Genomic DNA, 24,340 nt, shown 5'->3' with positions numbered 1-24,340 from the left:
ATGAACAAAAAGAATTCTCTAGTTTGCTATCACTGTTCAAGCCAGATTCTTCCTGGTGATTTAATCGAGGCAGAATTGGGTGGTGAGCCCAGATCATTTTGCTGTCCTGGATGTATGGCGATTGCGCAGACCATTCATGGCGAAGGCTTAGAGGTTTTCTATGCGCGGCGCGTTCAATCCAGTGATAAGCCTGCCGCTTACCTTGCTCTCAATGAAATCCCAGAAAAACTGAAGCCTTATGATGACCCTTCATTGCGGGGACGATTTACGCGATCAGCTGGAGAAGAGGGTGATCTCGAAACTACCCTGCGCTTGGAAAAAATTCGTTGCGCTGCTTGTGTTTGGTTGTGTGAGCAACACTTACGCCGCATCGCAGGAGTAAAGGATGTGCAAATTAATTATGTGACTCAAAAAGTCATTGTGCGTTTTTCTCCAGATAAAACCAGTTTGGCCCGATTGCTATTTGAAATTGAGCGCATTGGATACGAGGCTTGGCCATTCGAGCCATCTCAATCTTTGGATAGAGCTAAAAAAGAGAGGCGCCAGCTTCTCTCGCGCCTTGGCGTAGCTATGCTTGGAATGATGCAGGTCATGATGTATGCATGGCCAACTTATGTTGACGCTGATATTACCCCCGAGTTTCAAGTGCTCTTAGGTTGGACTAGCTGGATATTAACGGTGCCGGTTCTGGTGTATTCAGCTGGGCCAATATTTCAGGCGGCTTGGCGCAGTATCCAGTCAGTTAAGCAAACGCATATGCTCGGTATGGATGTTCCTATTGCGCTGGCACTCGCATTGGCTTTTATTGCCGGCACAATTAATTTAATTAATGGATCAAGCCAAAGTTATTTTGACTCGATCACGATGTTTGTGACATTTATTTTGGCTGCAAGATATGTCGAGTTATTGGCAAGACAGGATGCCCAAGGCGGTGCAGAGGCGTTAGCAAAACAATTGCCTGCTACCTGTGAACGCGCATTCAATCACCCTGCATCACAAGATATTGAAGTTGTGCCGGTAGTCAATTGCAACCCTGGCGAAGTGTTGCGAGTATCCCCTGGCGAAGTGGTTCCTGCCGATGGTGTCTTAATTGAAAATGCAAGTGCCTTAGACGAGTCATTACTAACCGGTGAATCAAAGCCGGTCGAGAAAAAAATTGGCGATCGCGTATATGCAGGAACGCACAATATTCTTAACCCATTGTTTATGCGTATTGACGCCGTGGGGCAATCCACTCGTATTGCAGGAATCGCAGCACTATTGGACCAGGCGCTACTTGCAAAGCCGGTAATGGTCAGTCTTGCTGAAAAGTGGGCCGCCTATTTCGTTGCGTTTTTATTATTTGGTGCATTTGCTTCATCAGCGATTTGGCTTTACTTTGACCCCGATCGCGCATGGATAGTTTTAGTTTCAGTTCTTGTTGCTAGCTGTCCTTGTGCCTTATCGCTAGCTGTACCTACTGCCATGGCAGCAGCTCAAGGCGCTGTAACTAAATTAGGTTTACTGATCGTGCGTGGCCATGTGATGGAAGGTTTAGTGAAAGCAACAGACCTAGTGCTCGATAAGACCGGCACCTTAACAATGGGTCAGCCAGAGCTACAAGATATTATTAATCTACGTCAAGGCTATCAGCGTGAGGATGCATTGGCTCTGGCTGCTGCCCTAGAGTCAGGGCAGAGGCATCCTTTAGCGCTTTCATTACTGCATACTGCAGAAAGTGAAGCACTCACGCTACCTTTGTTAAGCGAACCCGTTATTAATCTTTTGGGTAGAGGTCTAAGTTCCGGGCCCTATCGACTGGGAAGCGCATTATGGTTGGGTGTAGATCAGGGCGCTCAACAGGGGCAATATGGTCAGGTGCATTTAGCTGATGAACAAGGGTTAATCGCTAGCTTTGTTTTCTTGGATACACCAAGGGTGGGACTAGAGCAATTCTTAAGAGTAGTGAAGTCTAGAAACATTGCTGTGCATTTGGTTTCAGGAGACGATCGTGAGACGGTTGCATGGTGGGCTCATCATGTTGGTATCGAGCACTACCAAGGCGGCTGCACTCCTGAAGATAAGTACGACTACATTGAGCGACTACAAGAAGAAGGGCGCTTTATTTGGGCTATTGGTGATGGCGTTAACGACGCCCCTTTGCTGGCACGAGCAGATATCTCGATTGCTGTTGGAGCGGGTGCGCCATTAGCTGCAGCTGGAGCCGATGCCATTCTCACTGCTGCCTCATTAGAGCCTTTGGCAAAAACATTGATATTGGCAGATAAAACCCAGGCAATTATTAAAGAGAATTTATTGTGGGCCTTGATCTATAACTTATTGGCAATTCCTGCCGCAATGATGGGTTGGGTTAATCCTTGGGTTGCCGGCATTGGGATGTCCATTTCGTCGTTGGCGGTCACTTTAAACGCTTGGCGTTTGCGAAAAGCTTAGACTATAGGGATGGAAAGCCTCTTTCTTCTCATCCCCATTTCCCTGCTTTTAATTGGTCTTTTGGTCTGGGTCTTGAATTGGTCCATTAAAAGTGGACAGTTTGATGATTTAGATGGTCCGGGAGAGGCGATTCTGATGGATGATGATGCCCCAAAACCATAAAATGTTAGTAAACACTCTCAAAATTAGCCATACAAATAAAGGCTTTAAAATTCTAAGGGTTTTTCTTAGATATCGGGCATGAATTTGCCCAATCCTTTTTGATATAGATCAAACCCCACCGGCGACCTTGATTTGATAATCGAGCTAGTCTATTTGGATTGTGTCGCTGTTTGGTCACAAAAAAGGAGAAACCATGGGACTTACCGTGGGGAACAATCAAGATACCTTCAACTACAAGGTTGTTAGTCAGTTTGCTATCGTCACTGTACTTTGGGGAATCGTGGGCATGCTTGTGGGGGTTATCCTTGCAGCTCAGTTAATCTGGCCTGAAATCACTTTTAATATTCCTTGGTTAAGTTATGGTCGTTTGCGTCCATTACATACCAATGCGGTGATTTTTGCTTTCGGTGGATCGGCGTTGTTTGCAACGTCTTATTACATCGTTCAGCGTACTAGTCAGGCGCGTCTATTTTGTGACAAGTTAGCGGCATTTACCTTTTGGGGCTGGCAAGCGGTTATCGTCTTAGCTGCTGTGACTTTGCCATTGGGTATCTCTACATCAAAAGAGTATGCCGAGCTTGAGTGGCCAATCGATATTTTAATTACTCTGGTTTGGGTTGCGTATGCAGTGGTGTTCTTTGGCACCATCATGAAGCGCAAGACGAAACATGTTTATGTTTCTAATTGGTTCTTTGGCGCATACATTCTAACAATTGCCATTCTGCATATTTTCAACAACTTGGAAATGCCAGCTTCATTGTGGAAGTCCTATTCTGCATATGCTGGCGTACAAGATGCGATGGTTCAGTGGTGGTATGGCCATAATGCTGTTGGCTTCTTCTTGACTACTAGCTTCCTGGGCATGATGTACTACTTCATCCCGAAGCAAGCTGAGCGTCCAATTTACTCATATCGTTTATCCATCGTCCACTTTTGGGCCTTGAACTTCACGTACATGTGGGCAGGCCCTCATCATCTGCAACATACCTCATTGCCTGACTGGACTCAGTCTTTAGGAACAGTGTTCTCATTAATCTTGCTGGCGCCTTCATGGGGCGGCATGATCAACGGCATCATGACTTTGTCGGGTGCTTGGTACAAACTGCGTCGTGACCCGATCTTGAAATTCTTGGTGGTTGCTTTGTCTTTCTACGGCATGTCAACTTTTGAAGGTTCAATGATGTCCATCAAGACCGTGAACAGCTTGTCTCACTACACAGATTGGACAATTGGTCACGTGCACTCAGGTGCCTTGGGTTGGGTTGCCATGATTACGATTGGTTCACTCTATTACCTGATTCCACGTTTAGTTGGCCAAAAAGAGATGTACAGCACTAAGTGGATTGAATTGCATTTTTGGATCGCTACTATCGGCGTGGTTTTATACATTGCTGCGATGTGGATTGCTGGGGTAATGCAAGGTTTGATGTGGAGAGCATTTGAGCCAGATGGTACTTTGACCTACAGTTTCGTTGAGTCTGTTAAAGCAACCTTCCCCTTCTATGTCATTCGTTTGATGGGTGGCTTATGCTACCTGAGCGGCATGTTCTTGATGGCGTATAACGTCTTCAAAACTGCGCAAGGCAAAACTTTTGTAAACGCGCCTATTCCTATGGCCGTTGCTGAACACTAAAAAGGAGAAGAAAGTGTCTAGCGAAAATAAATTCTTTTCCCATGGAACATTGGAAAAAAACGCTGGTTGGTTAATCATTGCGACGATTGTGGTTGTATCGATTGCAGGTTTAGTCCAAATTGTTCCACTCTTTTTTCAGCACACTACAACTGAGCCTAGCCCAGGCGTAGTTCCATACACAGCCTTGCGTTTAGCTGGTCGTGATATCTATCAACGCGAAGGTTGCGTTGGCTGTCATTCACAGCAGATTCGTACATTGCGTTCAGAGGTTGAACGTTATGGCCCTTATTCTTTGGCCGGCGAGTCTGTGTTTGATCACCCGTTCTTATGGGGTAGTAAGCGCACAGGTCCAGATTTAGCTCGCGTTGGTGCTCGCTATTCTGATGATTGGCATCGTATCCATTTGCGTAATCCGCGTGATGTGGTTCCTGAGTCAAATATGCCTGGATACCCTTGGTTGCAAAAGAATGCGGCTGATGCCTCTTCAATTCAATCTCATATGATTGCGATGACTCGATTAGGTGTTCCTTATACCGAGGAAATGATTGCAAATGCACCTAAAGAGCTAGAGGGCAAGACCGAAGAAGATGCCTTGATCGCATATCTTCAGGGCTTAGGAATTTCTCGTCGCTACATCATTGTTGATGAAGTAGTAGCCAAGTAAAGACCAGGACTTTAATTAGAGCGATATAAATCAAGTGGAACAGCTCACACCTTATCTCTCGGCATTTTCTACAGTAATTGGCATCATATTTTTTGTAGGAATTGTTTGGTGGGCATGGTCGCCTGGTAGAAAACAGGCAAACCAGGAATCAGCAGAGCTTCCATTTGATCTTCCGGATGAATTTAGTAAGGACAAATCATGAGTGACTTTTTTAGCAGCGGTTGGAGCGCCTATATCGCCTTAGTTTCATTAGTCGGTATTGTTTGGTGTATTTGGCTGTTATTTTCGCAGCGTAAAGCTAAGGTATTGCATACGGCCGATGGCGCAGTTGCGGATACTGGCCATGTTTGGGACGGTGATTTGCGCGAATTGAATAATCCATTGCCACGCTGGTGGATGTGGATGTTCTTGTTGTCCTGCATATTTGGATTGGTTTATTTAGTTCTGTTCCCTGGGCTGGGCTCCTTCCCTGGTGTATTAGGCTACAGCACCGATGGTTCTTTGATGAAGTCTATGACTACAGCTAATGACGAATTAAAGCCTGTCTACGCTAAGTATGTGAAGATGGACATTGAGCAAGTGGCTGCCGATCCTAAAGCACGTGAAATGGGTCAGCGTTTGTTCTTGAACTCTTGTGCACAATGCCATGGCTCTGATGCTGGTGGTGCAAAAGGCTTCCCGAATTTGACTGATGGTGACTGGCTCTATGGTGGTTCACCAGAAAATATTAAGACAACTATTGTGAATGGCCGTGGCGGTGTAATGCCTCCATTCCCGCAGTTAGATAGCAAACAAATTGTCGATGTTGCCAACTATGTTCGTAGCTTATCTGGTTTGCCAGCGGACGACATCAAGGTAGCGCGTGGCGCTGAAGTATTTAAGGCGAACTGTGCGGCTTGTCATGGCGCTGATGGTAAAGGCAATATCGCCTTGGGCGCGCCAAACCTAACTGATAAGACTTGGTTATACGGTGGTTCAGAGGCAACTATTGTTGAAACTGTTACCAGGGGCCGTATGGCTATGATGCCTGCTCAAGACAAGGTATTGAGCCCTGAAAAGATACAGTTATTAACAGCGTATGTTTGGGGCTTGTCTAATAACAAGCAGCCAGCAACTAAGTAAGCAGTGGCAAGTAATTCGCCGGGTGGGAAACCTGTTCCGATAGAAGTTATTGAGGAGTCTCTTTACGAGGTCCGGCGAAAGATTTACCCACGCTCAGTATCAGGGCTCTTTGCTCGCTGGCGCTTCATCTTAGTGTTTGCTACCCAGCTTTTATTTTATGGATTGCCATGGATTAGCTGGAATGGTCGTCAGGCCGTTCTCTTCGATTTAATTCAGCGTAAGTTTTATATCTTCGGCATTGTCTTGTGGCCGCAAGACATTATTTACCTCACGCTTCTTCTAATTCTTTCGGCTTTAGCGCTATTTCTATTTACCGCCATTGCCGGACGTCTTTTCTGTGGTTACGCTTGCCCGCAAACGGTTTATACCGAGATCTTTATGTGGATCGAGCGCAAGGTTGAGGGTGATCGCTTTGCCCGCATTCGTTTGGATGGTGAGGAGTGGCCCTGGGGTTTTAGAAAATGGCGCCTTAAGATAACCAAACATTTCCTTTGGCTATTGATTGCGTTCTGGACTGGCTTTACCTTTATCGGCTATTTCACCCCAATTACGACATTAGGTTCCGCATTAATTCATCTCGCCCTAGGCCCTTGGCAGACTTTCTGGCTTTGCTTCTATAGCTTCGCGACTTGGGGTAATGCAGGTTTTATGCGTGAGCAGGTTTGTAAATATATGTGCCCCTATGCACGCTTCCAGAGCGTGATGGTTGATAAAGATACTTTCTTAGTTACCTATGACAAAGTGCGTGGTGAGCCAAGAGGTAGTCGCAGTAAATCTGCTGATCATGAATCTCTAGGTTTAGGCGACTGCGTTGACTGCAGTATTTGTGTACAGGTTTGCCCAACTGGTATTGATATTCGTGATGGCTTGCAATACATGTGTATTGGCTGTGGTGCCTGTATTGATGCATGCGATCAAGTGATGGAGAAGGTGGATTATCCAAAAGGGTTAATTCGCTATACAACTGAGAGAGCGATCGAGGATCGCGAATCAAACCAAAGCGCTATTCGCCATATTTTGCGTCCGCGCGTATTGATCTATATTGCCTTTATTACAGTGCTAACAAGCGCTTTCCTGGTTTCGCTGGCTACTCGAAATCCATTGCGCGTTGATGTCATGCGAGATCGCGGTGCTTTAGCGCGCGAAGTAGAGGGTGTCCGCATTGAGAATATTTACCGCATTCAGATCATGAATGCATCTGAAAATAATATGAACGTGCAAGTAAAAGCCCTTGGTTTAGATGGTTTGAAGGTGCTCAACTCTCAAGGCCAAGTTGTAACTGAGATTGAAGTGAGCCCAGCTAGCAATCTACTGATGCCAATTAAGGTGAGTGCTGATATTGGTGCGAATGCGCCTGGTAACTACCCAATTTATTTTGATGTAGTTGCTCACGAGATGTCAGGCAATGATTTAATTACCAGGAAGCGTGATGAAAAATCTAGCTTTATTATTCCCCGTTAAGCTAATAAGCAATGGAGAGGATGCATATGACAGAAAATCAGATTATTAAACCTTGGTTTAAACAACTGTGGCCTTGGCTATTAATTAGCGGCCCTGCAGTGGCAATGATTGGCTGCATCATCACTATTTATTTGGCAATTAATCTTTACGCAGATAAGCCATTGCGCGACGGCGTTGTGAAGCAGGGCTTAAAAGTCGAGCAGTTGAAAGATGCGCAGGCCACAAAATGAAGTACCGTCTATTGATCTGGATCCTATGGCCATCGTTTTTGGTGGCTGGTATGGCAGAGGGTTTGCTATTTACCGTGATCCATCCACAAGATTTGTTATTTTTTGGACATCACCCTGAAATTTCCGATGAGGGAATTTATACCATCGGATTTTTTGCAATCTGGACGTTTTGTGCGATCTCTAGCGCTTTGACTGCTTACATCTTGCCTGGTATTGAATTTCCAGACAGTAAAGAGATTGATCGCGGCTTAATTTAAGCGTGTTTTACCGGGATATCAGCGCTGACGCACCCTTGTTCTATCGGGGTTTGGGATGCCTGCTAGCTCATAGAGTCCATTCATATCAATGAGTTTGATGTGACGTTGTTTGATTTGGATTAGGCCGGACTCAGCAAAGCGCGAAAGCATGCGACTCACAGTTTCAATCTGAATACCTAAGTAGCTACCGATCTCTACGCGACTCATGCGTAAATCAAATTCATTATTCAAATAACCTCTTGCTGCTAAGCGTTGTGAGAGGCTAAGTAAGAATGCTGCCAATCTTTCTTCAGCACGCATGGTGCCAAGTGAAAGTAGGTGACATTGATCTTGGGTGAGCTCCCGACTCATGATCTTGTGGAACTGGTTTTGCAACACAGGGATCTGACGCGCTAAGTCTTCAAAAGCATCGTATCGAATAATGCAGACTTCGCTTTCTTCTAAAGCAATTGCATCGGATTGATAGTGGCCATCGCCAATGCCGTCAAGACCCAAAATCTCTCCAGGCAGATGAAAGCCAATTACTTGTTGACGACCGTCTTGGAGGCAGTATTCAGTTTTGAGTGTTCCAAAGCGCACGCTATATACAGAGCTTAAGGGGTCGCCATGACGATAGAGGCTTTCCCCTTTTTGAAGGTGGACACGTTTTTTAACCAAGGCGTCTACTTTGGAAACGTCGCTGGAGCTAAGACCTACCGGGAGGCAAAACTGACCCAGTACACAAACTGAGCATTTGCTGGTTGGGGTGTCGGTAGGCTTGTAATTCATCTTGTAGCTAATTATGCAGTCAGTTTATTCTATACGGATGATGAATCTCCCTTATTTACCCTTAATTTCGATAGAAGATGTTAACTTCTAGTCTTCTTTTAGCCGTCTTTCTAGGCGCCCTAGTAAGCGGTTGGCACTGCGCCTTGATGTGCGGTGGGATTGCGGCTGCGGTCGAGCGGCCCAGCGCCCTAGAAACCCCTTTGAGAAGCAAATCAGAGCTTTTTTACCTGCAGCTCATCATGCACTTGGGGCGTGTGACAACCTATGTCTTGCTGGGCGCTTTGGCCGCTTGGGTGGGCGTGGTGGTCTGGCAGCAAAGTATCCTGCCAATTCAGCGGCCTTTGTTTGCCTTTACTTCATTGATCTTGATTCTGATGGGGATTCGGTTGTTAAGGGTTGGGCAATCAGGGGGCTTGGTTGGAGGTAGGTGGCTAGGTACAAAAATAGCAGGCTACTGGGCTAAATATTTAGGCCGCATCGCCAGCGGGCCTTCCCGTTGGTTTAATGGGATGCTTTGGGGTTTAGTGCCCTGCGGTTTGGTCTACAGTGTTTTGCCACTCGCGTTTCTTTCGGGCGATGCTCTAACGGGCGCAGCATTGATGTTGGTATTTGGTTTGGGCACGCTCCCAAACTTACTGCTGATCTCTAAATTTTCAGCGGCACTAACTCAGTTCGGCCAGTATGTGTGGGTGAGATATCTGGCTGCATCTCTTTTATTTGCTGCAGGCGGCTTTGGTTTGTATCGTGCCTGGGTTTTGCCTGAAGCCTTGTTAGAAGGCGGCTTTTGTATTTCTTAAATTCTGAAATTTAAGATTGGGTTGCGGCTTTTATTCCGGAAATCAGATCAGGATAAAAACAATCTGCCGGCAAAGATTTTAAGAAATCACTCCGTTGGACCATCTCAAGCGGTTGATGGTCTAGGCCGCAGATGATTAATTTAATGTTGCGAATCTTGCATAGATGAGCAAGCTCCATGATCGTATCCATGCCCGAGGTGTCGATATAAATCACATTCTTTAGATCCAGCAACAAGGTTTGTGTTGGCAGGTTCTCTTCAATTTTCTCTAGCAGCTTTACGGCGCCAAAAAAGATTGCCCCGTAAATTCGGTAAGCATCAACGCGGCCCTGAAGATGGTTGAGTGTTGGAAAATCTTTGGTATCTGCTGATTCACAGCGTGATAGGCTAGAAATACGGTAAATAAAAGTGATAAACGCTAGCAATAGACCTACTTCAACAGCGGTTGTGAGATCTAAAATCACCGTAAGGAAAAAAACGCTCAGGATGGTAATTCGATAAGGAAGACGGAACTGCTTGAGGTCAATAAACTTTTTCCATTCACCCATATTCCAGGCAACGTACATCAGAATTGCAGCAAGGCTAGCCAAAGGAATGTCTTTTGCCAACGGTGCTGCAAACAAAATAATCATGAGCAAAGTCAACGCATGAACTATTCCTGAAATAGGGGTTGTAGCGCCGCTTTCAATATTCGTTACGGTTCTCGCGATAGTTCCTGTTGCGGGCATACCGCCAAAGAAAGGTGTTGTTAAGTTCGAAATGCCTTGTGCCATCAACTCTTGATTTGATTCGTGACGCTCATGCGTCAATCCATCGGCGATGCGGGCACATAACAGTGATTCAATAGCGCCAAGTAGAGCCAAGGTTAATGCTGGCATGAGCATATATTGGGCGCTGTCCCAGCTAATTGGTATCCATTCAAATGAAGGAAGGCTTGAGGGGATACCTCCGAAACGGCTTCCGATAGTCTCTACTGGTAAGTTCAAGAGGCTGGCAACAATTGTTGCGGAAACCATGGCAACTACAGTGCCAGGCAGATGGCTTAACCAACCCAGACGCTTTTGAAATAACTTCCAGACAATAATGAAGGTCAGGCTGCCGATAGCAACGCCTAGGGCTATTGGATTAAATGTATTTGCTGCTTGATATAACGTTTGGACAGCTGGAAAAAATTGGGCCGGCATTTTTTCAATGCTCAGGCCGAAGAAGTCTTTGATTTGAGATAAGCCAATCAAAAAAGCTATGCCATTAGTAAATCCAATAATGACTGCAATTGGAATAAAGCGTACTAACGTTCCTAGGCGAAACACTCCCATCATAAAAAGCAGGACGCCTGACATTGCAGTGGCTAGAAGTAAGTTGGGGACTCCGTAGCGCTCCACAATGCCATACACAATCACAATAAATGCACCAGCTGGTCCACCAATTTGCACGCGGCTACCACCAAGCAGGGAGATCAGACCTCCAGCAATAATGGCCGTAAAGATGCCTGCCTCGGGCTTTAACCCGCTGGCAATTGCAAAGGCCATTGCCAAAGGAAGGGCCACTACACCCACAGTTAATCCTGCCAGCACATCCTTGGTTAGTAAGGTGCGGTTATAGCCAGCAAAGGAGTCGAGGATTTTAGGGTGGAAAAGCATGGTGAGGGTGTGTGAAGACTCAAATCATTTATGAAAACCGGGTTTGCCAACCCAGTAGGCAATTACGGCGCATAAGGCGGTTACAGAGCTTCCCCAGGCGATATCCACAAAGGCAAGCTGAGCTGGGAAGTTTCTGATGACAGCTAGATTAGTTAGATCATAGGTCATGTAGCAAAATAGGCCAAAGAGAGCGCCATATTGCAGCGCATATATCCAAGATTGTTTCGATAGGGCTGGCACGATCACGAAAATGCAAGCTCCTAAGGTGTAAATTAAATAGAAGGCTAGGCCAGCAATCAGTTTGGGTTCACTAGCCATGAGATCGCCCATTTGATCTCGGTAGAGGTTTTTGGCGAGTCCTAGTAGCCACACTAAATCAATCGCGATGAGCGCGATGAGAAAGGAGAGATAGACAGCTAAATACTTGAGCAATTAAGTTACCCTTTTCTGCTTTTATAGGCCAATAATAAGCATTATGATGGAAAGAGTAGATCAGTAGTTCAAAGATCAGTAGTTCAATTTAAAGGGAGTAGATATGTTTAAGCATTTATTAGTGCCCGTAGACGGCTCAGACGTAAGTAAAAAATCCTTAAAGAAAGTTGCTGAACTTGCTAAGGCTAATGGCGCTGCTGTGACTTTGGTATATGTTTCCGATCCACTGCCGCCAATAATGTATTCAGATAGCACAATGGGTTATGGTATTTCGCAAAAAGACCATAAAAAAAGTATGCGAGGCTTATGCGAAAGACGTCTTTAAAAAAGCAGCTGTTGCACTTGGCGCAGCTGTAAAAGCCAAAACATTGCATATTGCGAATTCTAATTTGTCAGAAGGTATTTTGGATGGCGCTAAGAATGCAAAAGCGGATGTCATCGTGATGGCATCCCATAAGCGCACTGGCATCAAAGAGATTTTGTTGGGCAGCGAGACGCATGAAGTTATCGTGCACTCAAAATTACCTGTATTAGTTCTGGGTTAATATTCCAACTGTGCAAGCAAAAGGGTCCAGTTGGACCCTTTTTTATTTCTTCATCTATAAATATTTATGCCTTCTTAATTATGTTTAATTGGGCTACCTAGCAAAAGAATTTCTCGAGTCAGTTGACCGCTTTCGTTATCTCGCATGGACCATAAATCGAGTTGAGTTTTAGATCCATAGGGATCAACGTAGATTCCATTTTTTCTTAATTCAAAATGTAAATGTGGTCCGGTCGATCTACCGGTTGATCCTACATAACCAATTTCTAGTCCACGACGAACTTCGTTACCTACTCCTAGCTCCACGTTGTAGTTGCTTAAGTGAGCATAGTAGGTGTGATAGTTTCCTGGGTGCTCCAAGACGATGAGATTTCCAAATGCGCCGCTATATCCAATGTGTGCCACTCTGCCATTGGCGACACTAAAGATTGGGGTGCCGATAGGTGCAGAGTAATCAATGCCCATATGTGCGCGATAGCGTTGTTTTGTTGGTGCTGCTTGGGCTACAGGTGCAGACGCTTTGCTGCGTTTAGATGAGGCTCGCACCATGCCTACACCACGGGAAATGCGTCGATAACTCAGTGGATTGGTCCAGAAGGAGCGCTCAAGCGATTCACCGCTGCCCGTGAAGAATCCCCCTGGTATATCGCTACGTTCTAACCAAAATGCGCTTACATAAACCTCTTTGCTGCTAGGGTCCAGAATTTCAGTAGCCCAAATTTGAGCCCATCTTTCGCGATCACCGAAATCCACAATCAAGCGAACCACGCTGTTGGTGTTTTCTAACGAGTTGTTTTCTTCAGGGTAGATTTGTTTGATGAGCGCGTTCAACTCCCAAACAAGTTCTACAGGCAATATATCGCCCACTTTACGTGGGTCGTATAAAACATCTTTTAATGGAATGCGTAGCTCAGTTAAATTCTTGGATTCGCTTTTTAAATAATCTTGCTGAATTAAAAATCCACCAACTGCTGATGGTGTAAATGTCCATACTTCAGTTTTGGCATCTTGTATTGGTCCATTCATAATGCTGAGGGAGTCAAAACGATTGCGACTGCCAAATGCTGCAGCGTAAGGGATGCAATCTCCGCGCATCCGATCAAAAAATGCTTTTGTCTGACTCTTAAAAAAATCAGAAAACTGGGAGTTATCAATTCCAATACTAGAAGGCAAATTATCCTCATTGAAATTGCGCCTCAAGCAGCCCTGAATTGCTCGGTAATCTAAATTACCAGCGCTATCGAGATCAAGCTCATTCGGATTTTTTCTTTGGAAGAGCTCGGGGTTAAGGCTCATGCTGTTAGTGCGCTTCGATCCGCCGGCAGAACTGTCTTTAAAGCCAATCGATTTTTGGTTTTGAACTACAGCCTTGCTACGGGCTGGCGTGGTTTTTTGTGTTTGTTTATTTTGGGCGATGGCGAGGCTACTTAGCCCTGGTGTTAAAGCGAGGAAGGCCCAGCCCGTCAATATGAGCACTCCTTTGGATAGGAAGGAGTGGCGAGTTACATTTTTATTCACCCTGTAATTATCTAATAATGTGGGTGTGCCCTTGGATAATTATGCTGTCCTGCAGCAAATTGAGGTTATTCGTCGTCTGGAGCGACTTTGAGAACTTCAAATGCCGCCTTGAGTCTTGTTTCGTAATTCTTTTTTACTTTAGCAGCTTCAGAAGGGGGCCAGTTGCGAAAGCCTGCCCCTTTAGCAATGCCAGTTTTGCCACTTTTTGCGAGATCGGTAACGCAGGCCGGGGGTGCGGTGATATTGGATAGGGACGGATAAATCGCTTCTGCAGCCAAAGTCATGCCCTCCCATCCAGATATTTCTTTTTGCGTCATAGGTCCCACAGCGGCATAGCGAAATCCAAAGCTATAACGCACAGCAGTATCGATATCCTCCGGCGTAGCAACGCCATCTTGTACAAGCGATAGCGCTTCGCGCATTAGGGCATGCTGTATTCGGTTGGCTAAAAACCCGGGAATATCTTTTTTACAAGCACTGGTTTTTTGCCATGAGCTCGAAAAAACGCACAAAGTTGATTTGCCATCTCTGGGCTTGAGTATTGGCCAAGCACGATCTCAACTAAAGGAACGATATGCGCAGGCATAAAGTAATGGACATTAAACATGCGATTTGCGGTAGGTAGACTGCCCGCAATATCGCTAATTGGAAAGCCCGAACTGTTGCTAGCAATTGGAATATGTGGGGGCACTCTTTGGTCGAGGTCGGCGAAGATTTCTTTCTTTAGTTCAATGCGCTCTGAAACAGTCTCAATTACAAAATCGGTGTCAGCCCAATCATCCCATTCTTTTATATTGGCACCTTGTAATCTCCCGCCTCGATTGCGCCAATCTGCATCAATGGAGTCTGCGCAAGATTCGATGTCGCTAAGCGTAGCCATCACTTTTGCTGAATCACACCCTAAAAGAACCGTATTAGCCCCACAGGCTAGAAATCCTGCGGCAATTCCGATGCCCATAGTTCCGGAGCCTATAACAACTACTTTGCTCATGATTTGCCCGTGCTTTAGTAATGGATGATCTTCATTATTCATCATCTACGCTCGTACCTCCAATTAAATTTATCGATACAATATTTTTTTGAATAAGGAGTTCTGATGCCCATTATTGAATCTATACAAGTTGCCTCTGTTGCGGTGCCTTTGGATAAGGTCACCTCATTCTCAACACGTACTGTTTCTGAGCGTCACTACTGCTTGGTGAGGGTGCGCGGTAAAGATGGCAATGAGGGTATCGGCTTTTGTTATGTAGGTAGCGCCGGTGGCGATATTGCCAAAATCGCAGTGGAGCAATTGCTTGCTCCAAAACTAATTGGGCAAAATAGTCATCGCAGCGAAGGCCTATGGATGGAGATGTATAACGAATCTATCTTGCAAGGGCGTGCTGGCGCTGTGATGCGCGGCATTTCAATTCTGGATACTGCTTTATGGGATTTGAATGCGCGTTCTGTGGGCTTGCCATTGCATCAGTATTTAGGCTCAGTTGTGGACGATCGAGTGCCTGCTTATGCAAGTGGTGGCTATTACTTAGAAGGTAAAACTCCGGCCAAGCTAGGCAAGGAAATGGAGTCCTACGTAAAGCAGGGGTTTAAGGCGGTTAAGATGAAAGTTGGGCGTCTATCTCCAGCAGAGGAAGAGGCGCGTGTAAAGGCGGCCCGTAAGGCGGTTGGCGACGATGTGTTACTCACCTTAGACGCAAATAACGCTTGGCGTGATTTGCCCACTGCATTGGAATACGTGCGCCGCTTTGAGGCTTACAACCCATATTGGATTGAGGAACCTTTCTCTCCAGACGCAATTGATTTACATGCTGCATTAGCGCGTCAAACGAAGATCAACGTAGCTACTGGCGAGATGGAAGCGGGGCGTTGGCGCTTTAGGGAGTTGATTGATGCTGGCGGCGCGGCAATATTACAGTCTGACGCTGCGGTCTGTGGTGGTATTACTGAGTGGCGTCGTATTTCTGCGTATGCAGATTTAAAGGGTGTGACGGTATGCCCTCATTGGATGCATGATCTGCATGCGCCTTTGGTTGCAGCAACCCCAAATGCTCGCTTTGTTGAGTTCTTCTTGGATGATCAAGTGCTCAACTTCCGTAGATTAATTAATAAGCAGCTCACCTTTAAGAATGGCGATCTCATTTTGCATAAGACTCCAGGTTTAGGGTTTGAGTTCGACGAAGCTGCTGTTAAAAAGCATGCTGGCAAAGCTGCATGGACCAAGATTGCATAATTGATGGTCCGAGCATTGCAATATGCAATGGACTCATAAGCAATAAAGAATAAAGCCCGCATTAGCGGGCTTTATTGATTGTGGCAAGGAGTTAAAAAGTCAGCACTCAAAGGCTCACGAGGGTTTACGATTGGGTTTGAGGTAAGTCATAGACTGGGTAACAAGCACCAAACCAAAGCCGATGAAGCCAACTAAGTCAGCCTCGGTAGATGGGTAAGCTAAAGCAACGCCTGAGACAACCATGAGAATGCGCTCAAAGACCTCTTGGTCTTCTCAATGAACCAGCCTTGTAAACCGCCTGCCAGGCAAATAATTCCTACTACGGCAGTAAAGGATACCCAGCCAATTTGCGCCCAATCAGCTTGCTCTAATGCAGTAGTTGAGCCCATCAACAACAGGCTGACGCCAGACTTATCTAAAACAAACATGAATGGCACCAAGATTGCAGGCGCAACATACTTCCAGGTTTGCAATGTCGTTTTATAGGGGTTACCTTTGCAAATTGCAGCAGCTGCAAAAGGAGATAATGCAGTCGGAGGCGATACTTCAGATAGCACTGCATAGTAAAAGATGAACATGTGGGCAGCAAATGCTGGGGCTGGGACACCCAAATTGATTAAGGCGGGCGCTGCTATCACTGCGCAAATAATGTAAGACGCAGTGACCGGAACTGCCAGTCCAACGACCCAAACTACTAGCGTAGTAAATATAGTCGTTAATAAAAGTGAGCCACCCGCATACTGAATCACAATTAAGCCTGCGCCTGCGCCTGCGCCTGCGCAAGTAGCAGCAATTGCCAGAACGCCAGTAGAGCCCGAAGCTAGTGCTTTAGTCAGGTTGGAGTTATAGAGGCCAGACAGAATTGGCTCTTTACCCTTGAACCATGCCCATGGAATGATGGCGGTATCTTCTCTAAGCATGCTCGAGAGAGCAGAAACAACTGTCGCCCAGAACACGGACATGACTGGTGAAAAGCCCATCAACATAAATACCACGATTGAGATGAGTGAGAAAAAATGGAACCAGTATTTTTTGGCGAGCTGCCACGCAGATTCAGCAGATTCGAAATGAATGTTCTTCATGCCATATTTGCGTACGTCAATTTCAACCATCACAAATAAGCCAAGATAGAAGAGGATCGTTGGAATAGTTGCCATGAGCAAGACATCTAAATACGAAATCTTGAGGAAGTCCGCAATCAAGAATGCTGCTGCGCCAAGCACTGGCGGAGAAATAATCGCGCCCAATCCCCCGGCAGCCAAGAGGCCTCCAGCCGCATTCTTTTCGTAACCAACCTTATCTAACATCGGAGCAGCCACAGAACCTACAGTTACTGTTGTGGCCACGCCTGATCCAGATGGGCCGCCCAATAGGAAGGAGGACATCACAATGGTTCTGCCTACGCCAGAGGACTTACCGCCCATAGCCGCAAATGAAAAGTCGATAAAAAATTTACCCGCACCAGTAAATTGCAAAAAAGCGCCAAAGATAGTGAACAGAATAATCAAGGTCGCAGAGACGTCAACTGCGGTCCCGTAAATTCCTTCGAGGGTCATGTACATATAAACCCACTAAGCGATCAAGACCATAGCCTTTGTGTGTCCAAGGGGCAGGTAGATAGTTGTCAAAAAGTGCGTAGAGTAAAAACAATACAGTGACAGTAACCAGCACCATTCCATTGGTTCTTCTGACACTTTCAAGAATTAGTAGGATTAGGCCGATTCCAACAAGTACGTCAGTTGAATTGGGTGCAGTATTTCTATCGGCAAAATCATCGCCACCACTAAGGATGTAGTAAGCAATGGCTACCGAGCCAATGGCAAATAGAACATCCCAAATCATGAGGCGATTTTTAAAGCGTGCAGCAATCGGAAAGCTGAGGAAAACTAAAAAGAGCACTAAAGCGACGTGAATGACTCGAAGTTGTTGTGTTGGGACAATCGAGTAAGCGGCATAGAGGTGAAATAAAGACATGCCTACCGCGACCAGCGTGATGAACTTAGCTAGAAGACCTTTGTAGTCATTAGAGTCACCTTCCTCCTGCTTAATGAAGGCGTCTAGTTTTTCTTGGGTTTCATTGTCGATAGCGTTCTGATTCATGTCTCAACCTACTTATTTATATTTATGAACTTCTTTAAAGCAGTAGGGGTGAGATCAACTCACCCCTGGTACTAAATTAATTTACTTTGACATTCTTTTCTTTGAAGTACTTTAGTGCGCCTGGATGGAAATCAACTGGTGTTGATTTCGCCTTTTGGCCTTCTAAAGTGACATTCATGTATTCCTGATGGGTTCTCACTAAATCTAATTTGTTATCAAAAATTGCTTTTGTGATTTTGTAAGCCTGATCATCCGGCATGCTGGCGTTAACCACCAAGATATTTGCAACGGCAGCGACCTTATTGTCTTTTGCCATGCCGCTATAGGTTGCCTTTGGAATTACTGTTGGGAAGTAGAGGTTGCCATATTTCTTATTCATTGATGGCACTTCTTCGGTTGTATCTACCATCACAATTTTCATGCCTGGGCTGTTAGCCAAATCAGTTACAGCTGCTGTTGGTGGTCCGCCGACCCAGAAGAAGGCATCAATCTTGCGATCTTTAACTGCATTAACGGATTCAGCAACGCTCAAACGCTCGCGTTTGACATCTTTATCTTTGTCTAAGCCAGCCGCCTCTAAAAGTCTGAAAGCCATAACTTCAGTGGCGCTGCCTGGAGCGCCAGTACTAACGCGCTTGCCTTTGAGATCCTTCATGGACTTAATGCCAGTGGACTCCACTGTTACTACATGCATTAAGTTTGGGTAGAGCACTACGAGAGTGCGTAGATCAACTTTTCCCCCCGGTAAATTTACCGTCTCCAACTTGTGCATCCTTTGCAGCATCGGCCATGGAGAAGCCAACGTAAGGCTTGCCTCTACCAATGAGGTTGAGGTTATCAATTGAACCACCAGTAACTGACATGCCCGGCACTTTGCTTGACAAGACGGAAGCTAAACCACCACCCATAGGGTAGTAAACGCCTCCTGTGCCACCGGTTGCAATTGAAATATTTTGCGCACTTACGCTTGCACATAAAAAGCTAAGCGATAAGGCAATGACTTTTAGTAATTTCATTGTTGTCTCCTATTGATCTTTGTTGTGTTGTTTAAATTAAAGGCCGGGCATACTGAAGTTGATCTGCTTCAATTCGCTCAGTAGCTGAGCTTGTTGATCTGCGCTTAACTGCATCAATGGCGGACGCACTTTAAGCCATTCAGGATCTTTGCTGAAATGAGCAACTGCTGTTTTCATACCGGCAATCATTTGATATTTAGCAAAGACTCCACGAATCTGATCTAGGCCTGCTTGACGTTCATCAGCATTGGACTCTCTCCAATGCGCAGCCAAATCAGCAATAGCTTTAGGATTCACATTTGCTGTGGCGGAAATGCATCCAACGCCACCAGCACGCAGGGCGCGCATTAGGAATACTTCGCTGCCTGCATAGACGCGGAAGCCTGCAGGAGCTAGTAACTTAATTACGGATTCTGTATATGCCCAGTCACCAGAACTATCTTTCATGCCGACAACAGTCTTTGGGTATTCTTTTGCTAGACGTTCGAGTAGCGAGAGGCTGAGGTTGATTTTGGTGACCGGGGGAATGTTGTAGATATAAATCTGCAATGCCGCGCTACCAACTTTTTGAATAACTTCTGAAAAGTATGCGAAGAGGCCATCATCGCTGACATCTTTGTAATAAAAAGGCGGCAGCATTAAAACGCCAGCGCATTTGTGATTAACTGCATGACGCGTCATATTCACAGTTGCATCAATAGAGGTAGCGCCTGTTCCGGGCATCAAGTGCTCTGGGTTTAAGCCGCCCTCGATTAATGTGGTGAGTGTAGCCATCTTTTGCGGTGCAGACATCGAGTTGGCTTCAGAGTTGGTGCCAAAGATTGCTTGCCCAACACCATTGGCTTCCAGCCATTTGCACTGCTTTAATAATTTTGCGGCATCTGGACTTCCGTCTGCTGTAAATGGCGTCAATACTGGTGAAAGTACTGCCGGCAGTGTTAAAGGGTGCAGGGAAATGGTCATGCTGTCTCCGTTTTAGTTTTTAACTTCCGATGGAAGCGGTTTTTGATTAAAGAAGGCTTCTAAATTATCTACTGCCAAATTCGTCATTGCTATCCGTGTTTCCGAGGTAGCGCTACCGATATGTGGTGTTAACAGTACATTACTCAGGCTTAAAAAGGCTGGATTCGGATTGGGTTCATTCTCAAAGACGTCCAAGGCAGCCCCAGCGATCTTTTTATGTTGCAGTGCATATAGAAGAGCCGCCTCATCCACTACATTGCCTCTAGCAATATTAATTAAAAAAAACCAGATGGTCCAAGAGCTTCTAAGGCCTGTGCATTGATCATCTTGTCGGTTTCGGGTGTTGCTGGGCAAGCTAAAAATAGGATGTCACTAGCAGCAGCCAAGTCTTTGACATTTGGGTGATACGTATAGGGTAAGGGCTTTGCATTTGGTCCGGAGTAAGCAATCTCCACTTTAAAGGGCTCTAAACGCTTTGCAAGATCTTGTCCGATACGTCCCATGCCCACAATACCCACTCGTTTGCCAGCTAAAGTGGTTGTGAGCTTGAAGGGTGCCTTTGACCAGGCGGTGCTTTTAACGTATTCCTGGGCCTCAGGAAGGTGACGTAACAGAGCTAGCATCATGCCAATAGCTAATTCGCAGACTGCGTCGTTTAAACCCCCCGGTATTGCTTGCTTTAATGCTCCGTTCCTTGAGGTAGCTCAAGGGGAGGTTGTCATAACCAACGCCACAAGTTGCCACCATGCGGATAGTGGGAATTCGTTTAACCAAAGCAAAGCCTCTGGCAGCTTGGTATTCGAGTGAATCAAAATCGCCTGAAAATTTCCAGCTGGCGCAGGAGCTTGAGGATCGGGGTGATGGGTTGGGGTAAAGCGCCGATCAATTTCTGCCCGCATAATTTCAGGGAAATGGCCGACCTGTAGCACCGAATTGACGGGGATCATGTCTCACTATGTTTTTTATTGAAATAATGAGCCCATTGTAAGAGGATTTTTAATTTAAAGTGCGAGAGTATGTAATGTTGTTTACCCCAGCTGAAACCAAGGTGGTGATCGTAGGCGGTGGCACGATGGGCGCCGATGTTGCTGCGGTATGCGCGCGTGGAGGATGTGCTGTCCAGGTTGTGGAACCCACCACAACAGAGCGTAGAGCCCTTTTGCCAGATTATTTTGCCAATACCATGACCGATCTTGGTTATGAAAATCGTATTCACTTGTTGGCAGTGGCGGGCTCTCTTGAAGAGGTTGATTGGGCAGATATCGATCTGGTTATCGAATGTATCCCAGAGCTCTTGGATATCAAGCAAGAGTTATTTGCCAAGCTCGAAAAATATGCGAAGCCTGAAGCAGTGTTGGCCAGTAATAGCACTAGCTTTCCGATTAGCGCAATTGCAAAAGATCTCAAAACAGCTGCGCGCATGATTGGCCTACATTTCTTTATGCCAGCCCATTTGGTACCTTGTGTCGAAGTGGTTTATGGCGAGAGGACCTCACCGATGGTGGGGGAAAGTTTGTCGCGCTTGATGACTGCTTGCGGCATGGTTCCGGTTACCGTAAAAAAAGATTTGCCAGGGTTCTTGGCCAATCGCTTGCAGCATGCTTTGTCACGCGAGGCCTTCTCAATGGTGGATGCAGGTATTTGCACTCCAGAGGATATTGATAAGGCGGTTCGTTTTGGTTTTCGCTATATCGCCGCTGGGCCAGCTATGCAACGTGACCATGCGGGTCTTGAAATGCATGGTGCTGGGGGTGCAACTATTTACCCGACACTGAATAACTCACCAACGATTGCGAAGTGCTTAAGTAATCGCATAGAGGGTGGAAAATTTGGAATGAAAACGGGTGAAGGTTTTTTCCCGTGGGCAGCAGAAACCATTAAAGCTGAACGCGAACGTTACCAAGAGGCTTTGCGCGCTGGATTAAAAATCATCCAAAAAGAATTGCCTGAGATTAAATAGACTTAGGAAATATCTTTTAGGTGTAACTTACCTAAGTGTGGTACAAGGCGGTAGGTGATAAAGACGATAGCGATTGTTGCCACACCGCCAAACACAATGGAAGGCACCAAGCCCATCATGATAGCTGCAATGCCAGATTCAAGTGCACTCAATTCATTCGAAGAGCCAATGAAGATGCCATTAATCGCACTGATCCTGCCGCGCATATGATCGGGTGTGGTGAGTTGCATGATGCTGCCTCGAATGACTACTGATGCGGCGTCAAAACATCCTGAGGCGAATAAGAAAAATGTGCAGACCCAAAGATTGCTCGATAGTCCAAAAGCAATAATTGTGGCGCCAAACCCGGCAACCGAAATCAAGAGATGTTTGCCAGAATCCGTCAGGATGGGGCGCTTAGCCAAGTAGATTCCCATGATGGCCGCCCCCCGCAGCCGGAGCGGCACGCAAGATACCCAAGGTTTCTGGCCCAGCATTCAGGACTTCTTTAACAAATGCAGGAAGAATGGATACCGCACCACCAAAAAGAACGGCAAACATATCGAGCGCCATGATCCCCAAAATGAGTTCATGTTTTCTAACGTAATGAAAGCCTTCCAAAAAAACTCTTTAAAAAGTTTCCCGATAGGTTGCCAGTTTTTTCTTGTACGGCGGTGATAAAGGTAATGCCGTATAAGCCTACCGCTCCACAAGCAGCCGCCAGGAGGTAAGTCTATTCAAGACCAGCAAATCCAATCATTAATCCACCCATGCCGGGACCTGCAACTACGCATATCTGAATGGCGGAAGATGCATAAGCGGTGTAGCGGGGCAACTGATCTCTTGGAATAATTTGTCCAAAGAGCGCCTGATAGGAAGGTCTTAATAAAGCACGACCAATCCCAATAAATGCAACGGCGGTATAGATTAATGGCACGGGCGGCGACAACCAACCTAGGGCAATCACCGTTAAAAATAGCGCTACTGCAATATGGATTACGCAAGCGATAGCTGCAATCAATTTGCGAGAGTAATGATCAACTGCATGCCCAGAATAAAGGACTAATGCAAAGTAAGGAACTAGCTCTGCTAATCCAATGAGGCCCAGAGATACAACGCTATTGGTGATTTCATAGAGGTGCCAACCAACGGCCACCATCGTAATTTGGTAGCTGAGAGTTGCGCCGATGCGATAGAGCAGTAGGGTTCTAAAGGCTTTGCTAGGATTCATGAATTCTTCTTAGTTTAAGGGAGAAGCTGCTTTATCCTTATCCTTAAGGTATGAAAAAAATTATTCGCGTCTGGGATCTGCCAATTCGTCTATTTCACTGGTTACTGGTGCTCTGTATTGTTGGCAGTTTAATTAGCGTTAATCTTGGCGGTAATGCGATTGAATGGCACGCCTATTTTGGTTATAGTGTCTTGACCTTATTGGTATTTCGCATTGTTTGTTGGGGTTTGATTGGATCCAGGCATGCGCGCTTTGCCTCCTTCCTCCCGAATAAAAAAGCAATCCTTGATTATTTGCAGGGAAACTCACCGCGCGTGCTTGGGCATAACCCAATAGGCGCATTGTCTGTTTTTGCTTTGTTGTTTGCTTTAATGGTGCAGGTTGTTACCGGCCTATTTGTAGATGATGAAATTGCTTTTCAAGGGCCTTTGGCAAAATATGTATCAAGCTCGGCAGCTTCATTTCTCTCTGAGATTCATGAGGGTAACCAAGTGGTGATTTATACCTTAGTCACCATTCATATTGCCGCGATTTGGTATTACAAGAAGTTCAAGGGCGAAAATTTAATTAAGCCGATGATCAGTGGCGACAAAGAAATTGACCCAAGCGAAGAGGCAAATTACTTGCCTGCTGACTTGGGTCAAGACTCCAAGGATGGAGCACTACAACGCGGCTTTGCTTTGTTGCTTTTAAGTGTGATCGGGGTAGTGGTGGGTTATTTCATTACGAAGTAAGAATTCTTACTTCTTCTTGAAGTCATCATGGCAGCCTTTGCAGGTTGCGCCTGCTGCACCAAATGATTTCTTGATGCTATCTAAATCACCAGACTGGGCAGCCTTATTAAGATCTACTACAGCTAGTTGCATTTTGTCAGCCGCTGCCTTGAACTTGGCGTTATCAGACCAAATATCAGATTGCGCTTTGCCGCCTTCAGTGCCTGGACCAAAAGCTTGCCATGGCAAAGTGGAAAGCGTTGCAACAACTGCTGCATTCTTGGCTACATCATCCTTGTTGTAAGGGGCCTCGCCTTTAACAACAGCGCCAATTTTTCCAAAAGAATTAGCCATGACGGTGAATGCGCTTTGGCGATACTTAATAGCATCTTCTGAATTTTTAAATTGAGCAAATGCTGAACCAGCACCAATTGCTAAAAAGGTTGCGGTGCTTGCTAAGACTAGTTTCTGTAATTTCATGGATATTC

General features: G+C 45.8%; 35 protein-coding genes. 15 read left to right on the top strand and 20 right to left on the bottom strand.

The window, feature by feature from the left end:
- From DXE27_RS01280 to DXE27_RS01240, 9 genes are all read left to right on the top strand, one after another.
- On the top strand, positions 1 to 2,433 hold the full coding sequence (locus DXE27_RS01280; RefSeq protein WP_128112593.1) for a heavy metal translocating P-type ATPase: 2,433 nt from the start codon (positions 1 to 3) through the stop codon (positions 2,431 to 2,433).
- Between the two features lie 9 nt (positions 2,434 to 2,442).
- Positions 2,443 to 2,595 carry a cbb3-type cytochrome oxidase assembly protein CcoS gene (gene ccoS, locus DXE27_RS01275; RefSeq protein WP_128112592.1) on the top strand — a complete coding sequence of 51 codons (153 nt, stop codon included), beginning with the start codon at positions 2,443 to 2,445 and terminating at the stop codon, positions 2,593 to 2,595.
- A gap of 193 nt (positions 2,596 to 2,788) precedes the next feature.
- Positions 2,789 to 4,228: a cytochrome-c oxidase, cbb3-type subunit I gene (gene ccoN / locus DXE27_RS01270; RefSeq protein WP_128112591.1), complete on the top strand. Its 1,440-nt coding sequence runs from the start codon at positions 2,789 to 2,791 to the stop codon at positions 4,226 to 4,228.
- Between the two features lie 13 nt (positions 4,229 to 4,241).
- Complete coding sequence (ccoO, locus tag DXE27_RS01265) at positions 4,242 to 4,892, top strand: cytochrome-c oxidase, cbb3-type subunit II (RefSeq protein ID WP_128112590.1); 651 nt, start codon at positions 4,242 to 4,244, stop codon at positions 4,890 to 4,892.
- Between the two features lie 34 nt (positions 4,893 to 4,926).
- Positions 4,927 to 5,094, top strand: a complete 168-nt coding sequence (locus DXE27_RS01260) for a cbb3-type cytochrome oxidase subunit 3 (RefSeq protein WP_128112589.1) — start codon at positions 4,927 to 4,929, stop codon at positions 5,092 to 5,094.
- Entirely contained in the window at positions 5,091 to 6,014 is a 924-nt protein-coding gene (gene ccoP, locus DXE27_RS01255) for a cytochrome-c oxidase, cbb3-type subunit III (RefSeq protein WP_128112588.1), read from the top strand. The genes DXE27_RS01260 and ccoP overlap by 4 nt, the downstream gene beginning before the upstream one ends.
- Before the next feature lie 3 nt (positions 6,015 to 6,017).
- On the top strand, positions 6,018 to 7,475 hold the full coding sequence (gene ccoG, locus DXE27_RS01250; protein WP_128112587.1) for a cytochrome c oxidase accessory protein CcoG: 1,458 nt from the start codon (positions 6,018 to 6,020) through the stop codon (positions 7,473 to 7,475).
- A 26-nt stretch (positions 7,476 to 7,501) separates the two neighbouring features.
- On the top strand, positions 7,502 to 7,705 hold the full coding sequence (locus tag DXE27_RS01245; RefSeq protein ID WP_128112586.1) for a FixH family protein: 204 nt from the start codon (positions 7,502 to 7,504) through the stop codon (positions 7,703 to 7,705).
- Positions 7,702 to 7,962: a hypothetical protein gene (locus tag DXE27_RS01240; RefSeq protein WP_128112585.1), complete on the top strand. Its 261-nt coding sequence runs from the start codon at positions 7,702 to 7,704 to the stop codon at positions 7,960 to 7,962. The genes DXE27_RS01245 and DXE27_RS01240 overlap by 4 nt, the downstream gene beginning before the upstream one ends.
- Positions 7,963 to 7,980: 18 nt before the next feature.
- Here the strand turns inward: DXE27_RS01240 and DXE27_RS01235 are convergent, their stop codons facing one another.
- A complete protein-coding gene (locus tag DXE27_RS01235) occupies positions 7,981 to 8,730 on the bottom strand; it encodes a helix-turn-helix domain-containing protein (RefSeq protein WP_128112584.1) in 750 nt (249 codons plus the stop codon).
- A gap of 77 nt (positions 8,731 to 8,807) precedes the next feature.
- Here DXE27_RS01235 and DXE27_RS01230 point away from each other — a divergent pair, with 77 nt between their 5' ends.
- Positions 8,808 to 9,527 carry a sulfite exporter TauE/SafE family protein gene (locus DXE27_RS01230; RefSeq protein WP_128112583.1) on the top strand — a complete coding sequence of 240 codons (720 nt, stop codon included), beginning with the start codon at positions 8,808 to 8,810 and terminating at the stop codon, positions 9,525 to 9,527.
- Between the two features lie 10 nt (positions 9,528 to 9,537).
- Here DXE27_RS01230 and DXE27_RS01225 read toward each other — a convergent pair whose 3' ends face one another.
- Both DXE27_RS01225 and DXE27_RS01220 read right to left on the bottom strand, forming a co-directional pair.
- Positions 9,538 to 11,166, bottom strand: a complete 1,629-nt coding sequence (locus DXE27_RS01225; protein WP_128112582.1) for a SulP family inorganic anion transporter — start codon at positions 11,164 to 11,166, stop codon at positions 9,538 to 9,540.
- Between the two features lie 24 nt (positions 11,167 to 11,190).
- On the bottom strand, positions 11,191 to 11,598 hold the full coding sequence (locus DXE27_RS01220; protein WP_128112581.1) for a DUF2177 family protein: 408 nt from the start codon (positions 11,596 to 11,598) through the stop codon (positions 11,191 to 11,193).
- A gap of 103 nt (positions 11,599 to 11,701) precedes the next feature.
- On the opposite strand from DXE27_RS01220, the gene DXE27_RS09990 reads away from it, so the two are divergent.
- Both DXE27_RS09990 and DXE27_RS09985 read left to right on the top strand, forming a co-directional pair.
- On the top strand, positions 11,702 to 11,923 hold the full coding sequence (locus DXE27_RS09990) for a universal stress protein (protein WP_269459794.1): 222 nt from the start codon (positions 11,702 to 11,704) through the stop codon (positions 11,921 to 11,923).
- Positions 11,862 to 12,143: a universal stress protein gene (locus DXE27_RS09985; RefSeq protein ID WP_269459793.1), complete on the top strand. Its 282-nt coding sequence runs from the start codon at positions 11,862 to 11,864 to the stop codon at positions 12,141 to 12,143. Before DXE27_RS09990 ends, DXE27_RS09985 begins: the two co-directional genes overlap by 62 nt.
- Positions 12,144 to 12,217: 74 nt before the next feature.
- Here the strand turns inward: DXE27_RS09985 and DXE27_RS01210 are convergent, their stop codons facing one another.
- The 3 genes from DXE27_RS01210 to DXE27_RS09015 form a co-directional block, all read right to left on the bottom strand.
- Positions 12,218 to 13,660, bottom strand: a complete 1,443-nt coding sequence (locus DXE27_RS01210; protein ID WP_172457096.1) for a M23 family metallopeptidase — start codon at positions 13,658 to 13,660, stop codon at positions 12,218 to 12,220.
- A 65-nt stretch (positions 13,661 to 13,725) separates the two neighbouring features.
- Positions 13,726 to 14,082, bottom strand: a complete 357-nt coding sequence (locus DXE27_RS09020; protein ID WP_197712275.1) for a 3-hydroxyacyl-CoA dehydrogenase family protein — start codon at positions 14,080 to 14,082, stop codon at positions 13,726 to 13,728.
- Between the two features lie 23 nt (positions 14,083 to 14,105).
- The gene (locus tag DXE27_RS09015) at positions 14,106 to 14,696 is read right to left on the bottom strand and encodes a 3-hydroxyacyl-CoA dehydrogenase family protein (protein ID WP_197712274.1); all 591 of its coding nucleotides are present in this window, start codon (positions 14,694 to 14,696) and stop codon (positions 14,106 to 14,108) included.
- 60 nt (positions 14,697 to 14,756) lie between these two features.
- On the opposite strand from DXE27_RS09015, the gene DXE27_RS01200 reads away from it, so the two are divergent.
- Complete coding sequence (locus tag DXE27_RS01200; RefSeq protein WP_128112580.1) at positions 14,757 to 15,890, top strand: mandelate racemase/muconate lactonizing enzyme family protein; 1,134 nt, start codon at positions 14,757 to 14,759, stop codon at positions 15,888 to 15,890.
- Positions 15,891 to 16,004: 114 nt separating this feature from the next.
- On the opposite strand, the gene DXE27_RS09980 is transcribed toward DXE27_RS01200, so the two are convergent.
- From DXE27_RS09980 to DXE27_RS09510, 10 genes are all read right to left on the bottom strand, one after another.
- Positions 16,005 to 16,133: a hypothetical protein gene (locus DXE27_RS09980; protein WP_269459792.1), complete on the bottom strand. Its 129-nt coding sequence runs from the start codon at positions 16,131 to 16,133 to the stop codon at positions 16,005 to 16,007.
- Positions 16,109 to 17,452: a TRAP transporter permease gene (locus tag DXE27_RS01195; RefSeq protein WP_231969599.1), complete on the bottom strand. Its 1,344-nt coding sequence runs from the start codon at positions 17,450 to 17,452 to the stop codon at positions 16,109 to 16,111. Before DXE27_RS01195 ends, DXE27_RS09980 begins: the two co-directional genes overlap by 25 nt.
- Positions 17,412 to 17,990, bottom strand: a complete 579-nt coding sequence (locus tag DXE27_RS09520; protein WP_231969598.1) for a hypothetical protein — start codon at positions 17,988 to 17,990, stop codon at positions 17,412 to 17,414. Before DXE27_RS09520 ends, DXE27_RS01195 begins: the two co-directional genes overlap by 41 nt.
- A gap of 76 nt (positions 17,991 to 18,066) precedes the next feature.
- Entirely contained in the window at positions 18,067 to 18,684 is a 618-nt protein-coding gene (locus DXE27_RS01190; protein WP_269459791.1) for a TAXI family TRAP transporter solute-binding subunit, read from the bottom strand.
- Positions 18,685 to 18,718: 34 nt separating this feature from the next.
- A complete protein-coding gene (locus DXE27_RS09975; protein ID WP_269459790.1) occupies positions 18,719 to 19,006 on the bottom strand; it encodes a TAXI family TRAP transporter solute-binding subunit in 288 nt (95 codons plus the stop codon).
- A 36-nt stretch (positions 19,007 to 19,042) separates the two neighbouring features.
- On the bottom strand, positions 19,043 to 19,969 hold the full coding sequence (locus tag DXE27_RS01185; RefSeq protein WP_128112579.1) for a dihydrodipicolinate synthase family protein: 927 nt from the start codon (positions 19,967 to 19,969) through the stop codon (positions 19,043 to 19,045).
- A 12-nt stretch (positions 19,970 to 19,981) separates the two neighbouring features.
- A complete protein-coding gene (locus DXE27_RS09970; protein ID WP_269459789.1) occupies positions 19,982 to 20,221 on the bottom strand; it encodes an NAD(P)-dependent oxidoreductase in 240 nt (79 codons plus the stop codon).
- Positions 20,222 to 20,244: 23 nt separating this feature from the next.
- Complete coding sequence (locus DXE27_RS09965; RefSeq protein ID WP_269459788.1) at positions 20,245 to 20,595, bottom strand: NAD(P)-dependent oxidoreductase; 351 nt, start codon at positions 20,593 to 20,595, stop codon at positions 20,245 to 20,247.
- Positions 20,564 to 20,716: a hypothetical protein gene (locus tag DXE27_RS09515; protein ID WP_231969770.1), complete on the bottom strand. Its 153-nt coding sequence runs from the start codon at positions 20,714 to 20,716 to the stop codon at positions 20,564 to 20,566. The genes DXE27_RS09965 and DXE27_RS09515 overlap by 32 nt, the downstream gene beginning before the upstream one ends.
- Positions 20,674 to 20,916, bottom strand: a complete 243-nt coding sequence (locus DXE27_RS09510) for a hypothetical protein (RefSeq protein WP_231969883.1) — start codon at positions 20,914 to 20,916, stop codon at positions 20,674 to 20,676. The genes DXE27_RS09515 and DXE27_RS09510 overlap by 43 nt, the downstream gene beginning before the upstream one ends.
- A gap of 74 nt (positions 20,917 to 20,990) precedes the next feature.
- On the opposite strand from DXE27_RS09510, the gene DXE27_RS01175 reads away from it, so the two are divergent.
- Complete coding sequence (locus DXE27_RS01175; protein ID WP_128112578.1) at positions 20,991 to 21,929, top strand: 3-hydroxyacyl-CoA dehydrogenase family protein; 939 nt, start codon at positions 20,991 to 20,993, stop codon at positions 21,927 to 21,929.
- A 2-nt stretch (positions 21,930 to 21,931) separates the two neighbouring features.
- Here the strand turns inward: DXE27_RS01175 and DXE27_RS09505 are convergent, their stop codons facing one another.
- From DXE27_RS09505 to DXE27_RS09495, 3 genes are all read right to left on the bottom strand, one after another.
- Positions 21,932 to 22,345 (bottom strand): MFS transporter, encoded by a 414-nt coding sequence (locus DXE27_RS09505; protein ID WP_231969597.1) that lies wholly within the window; start codon positions 22,343 to 22,345, stop codon positions 21,932 to 21,934.
- Positions 22,326 to 22,529, bottom strand: coding sequence for a hypothetical protein (locus DXE27_RS09500; protein ID WP_231969596.1), 204 nt, complete (start codon positions 22,527 to 22,529; stop codon positions 22,326 to 22,328). Before DXE27_RS09500 ends, DXE27_RS09505 begins: the two co-directional genes overlap by 20 nt.
- 112 nt (positions 22,530 to 22,641) lie before the next feature.
- Entirely contained in the window at positions 22,642 to 23,139 is a 498-nt protein-coding gene (locus DXE27_RS09495; RefSeq protein WP_231969595.1) for an MFS transporter, read from the bottom strand.
- Positions 23,140 to 23,189: 50 nt separating this feature from the next.
- Here DXE27_RS09495 and DXE27_RS01165 point away from each other — a divergent pair, with 50 nt between their 5' ends.
- On the top strand, positions 23,190 to 23,873 hold the full coding sequence (locus DXE27_RS01165) for a cytochrome b/b6 domain-containing protein (RefSeq protein ID WP_128112577.1): 684 nt from the start codon (positions 23,190 to 23,192) through the stop codon (positions 23,871 to 23,873).
- 6 nt (positions 23,874 to 23,879) lie between these two features.
- On the opposite strand, the gene DXE27_RS01160 is transcribed toward DXE27_RS01165, so the two are convergent.
- The gene (locus tag DXE27_RS01160) at positions 23,880 to 24,332 is read right to left on the bottom strand and encodes a c-type cytochrome (RefSeq protein WP_128112576.1); all 453 of its coding nucleotides are present in this window, start codon (positions 24,330 to 24,332) and stop codon (positions 23,880 to 23,882) included.
- Between the last annotated feature and the right edge of the window lie 8 nt (positions 24,333 to 24,340).

It is taken from the genome of Polynucleobacter necessarius (assembly GCF_900096755.1).
GTDB lineage: Bacteria > Pseudomonadota > Gammaproteobacteria > Burkholderiales > Burkholderiaceae > Polynucleobacter > Polynucleobacter necessarius_K.
The sequence above is the reverse complement of the archived record's forward strand: the minus strand, read 5'-3'. Positions and strand labels throughout refer to the sequence as shown.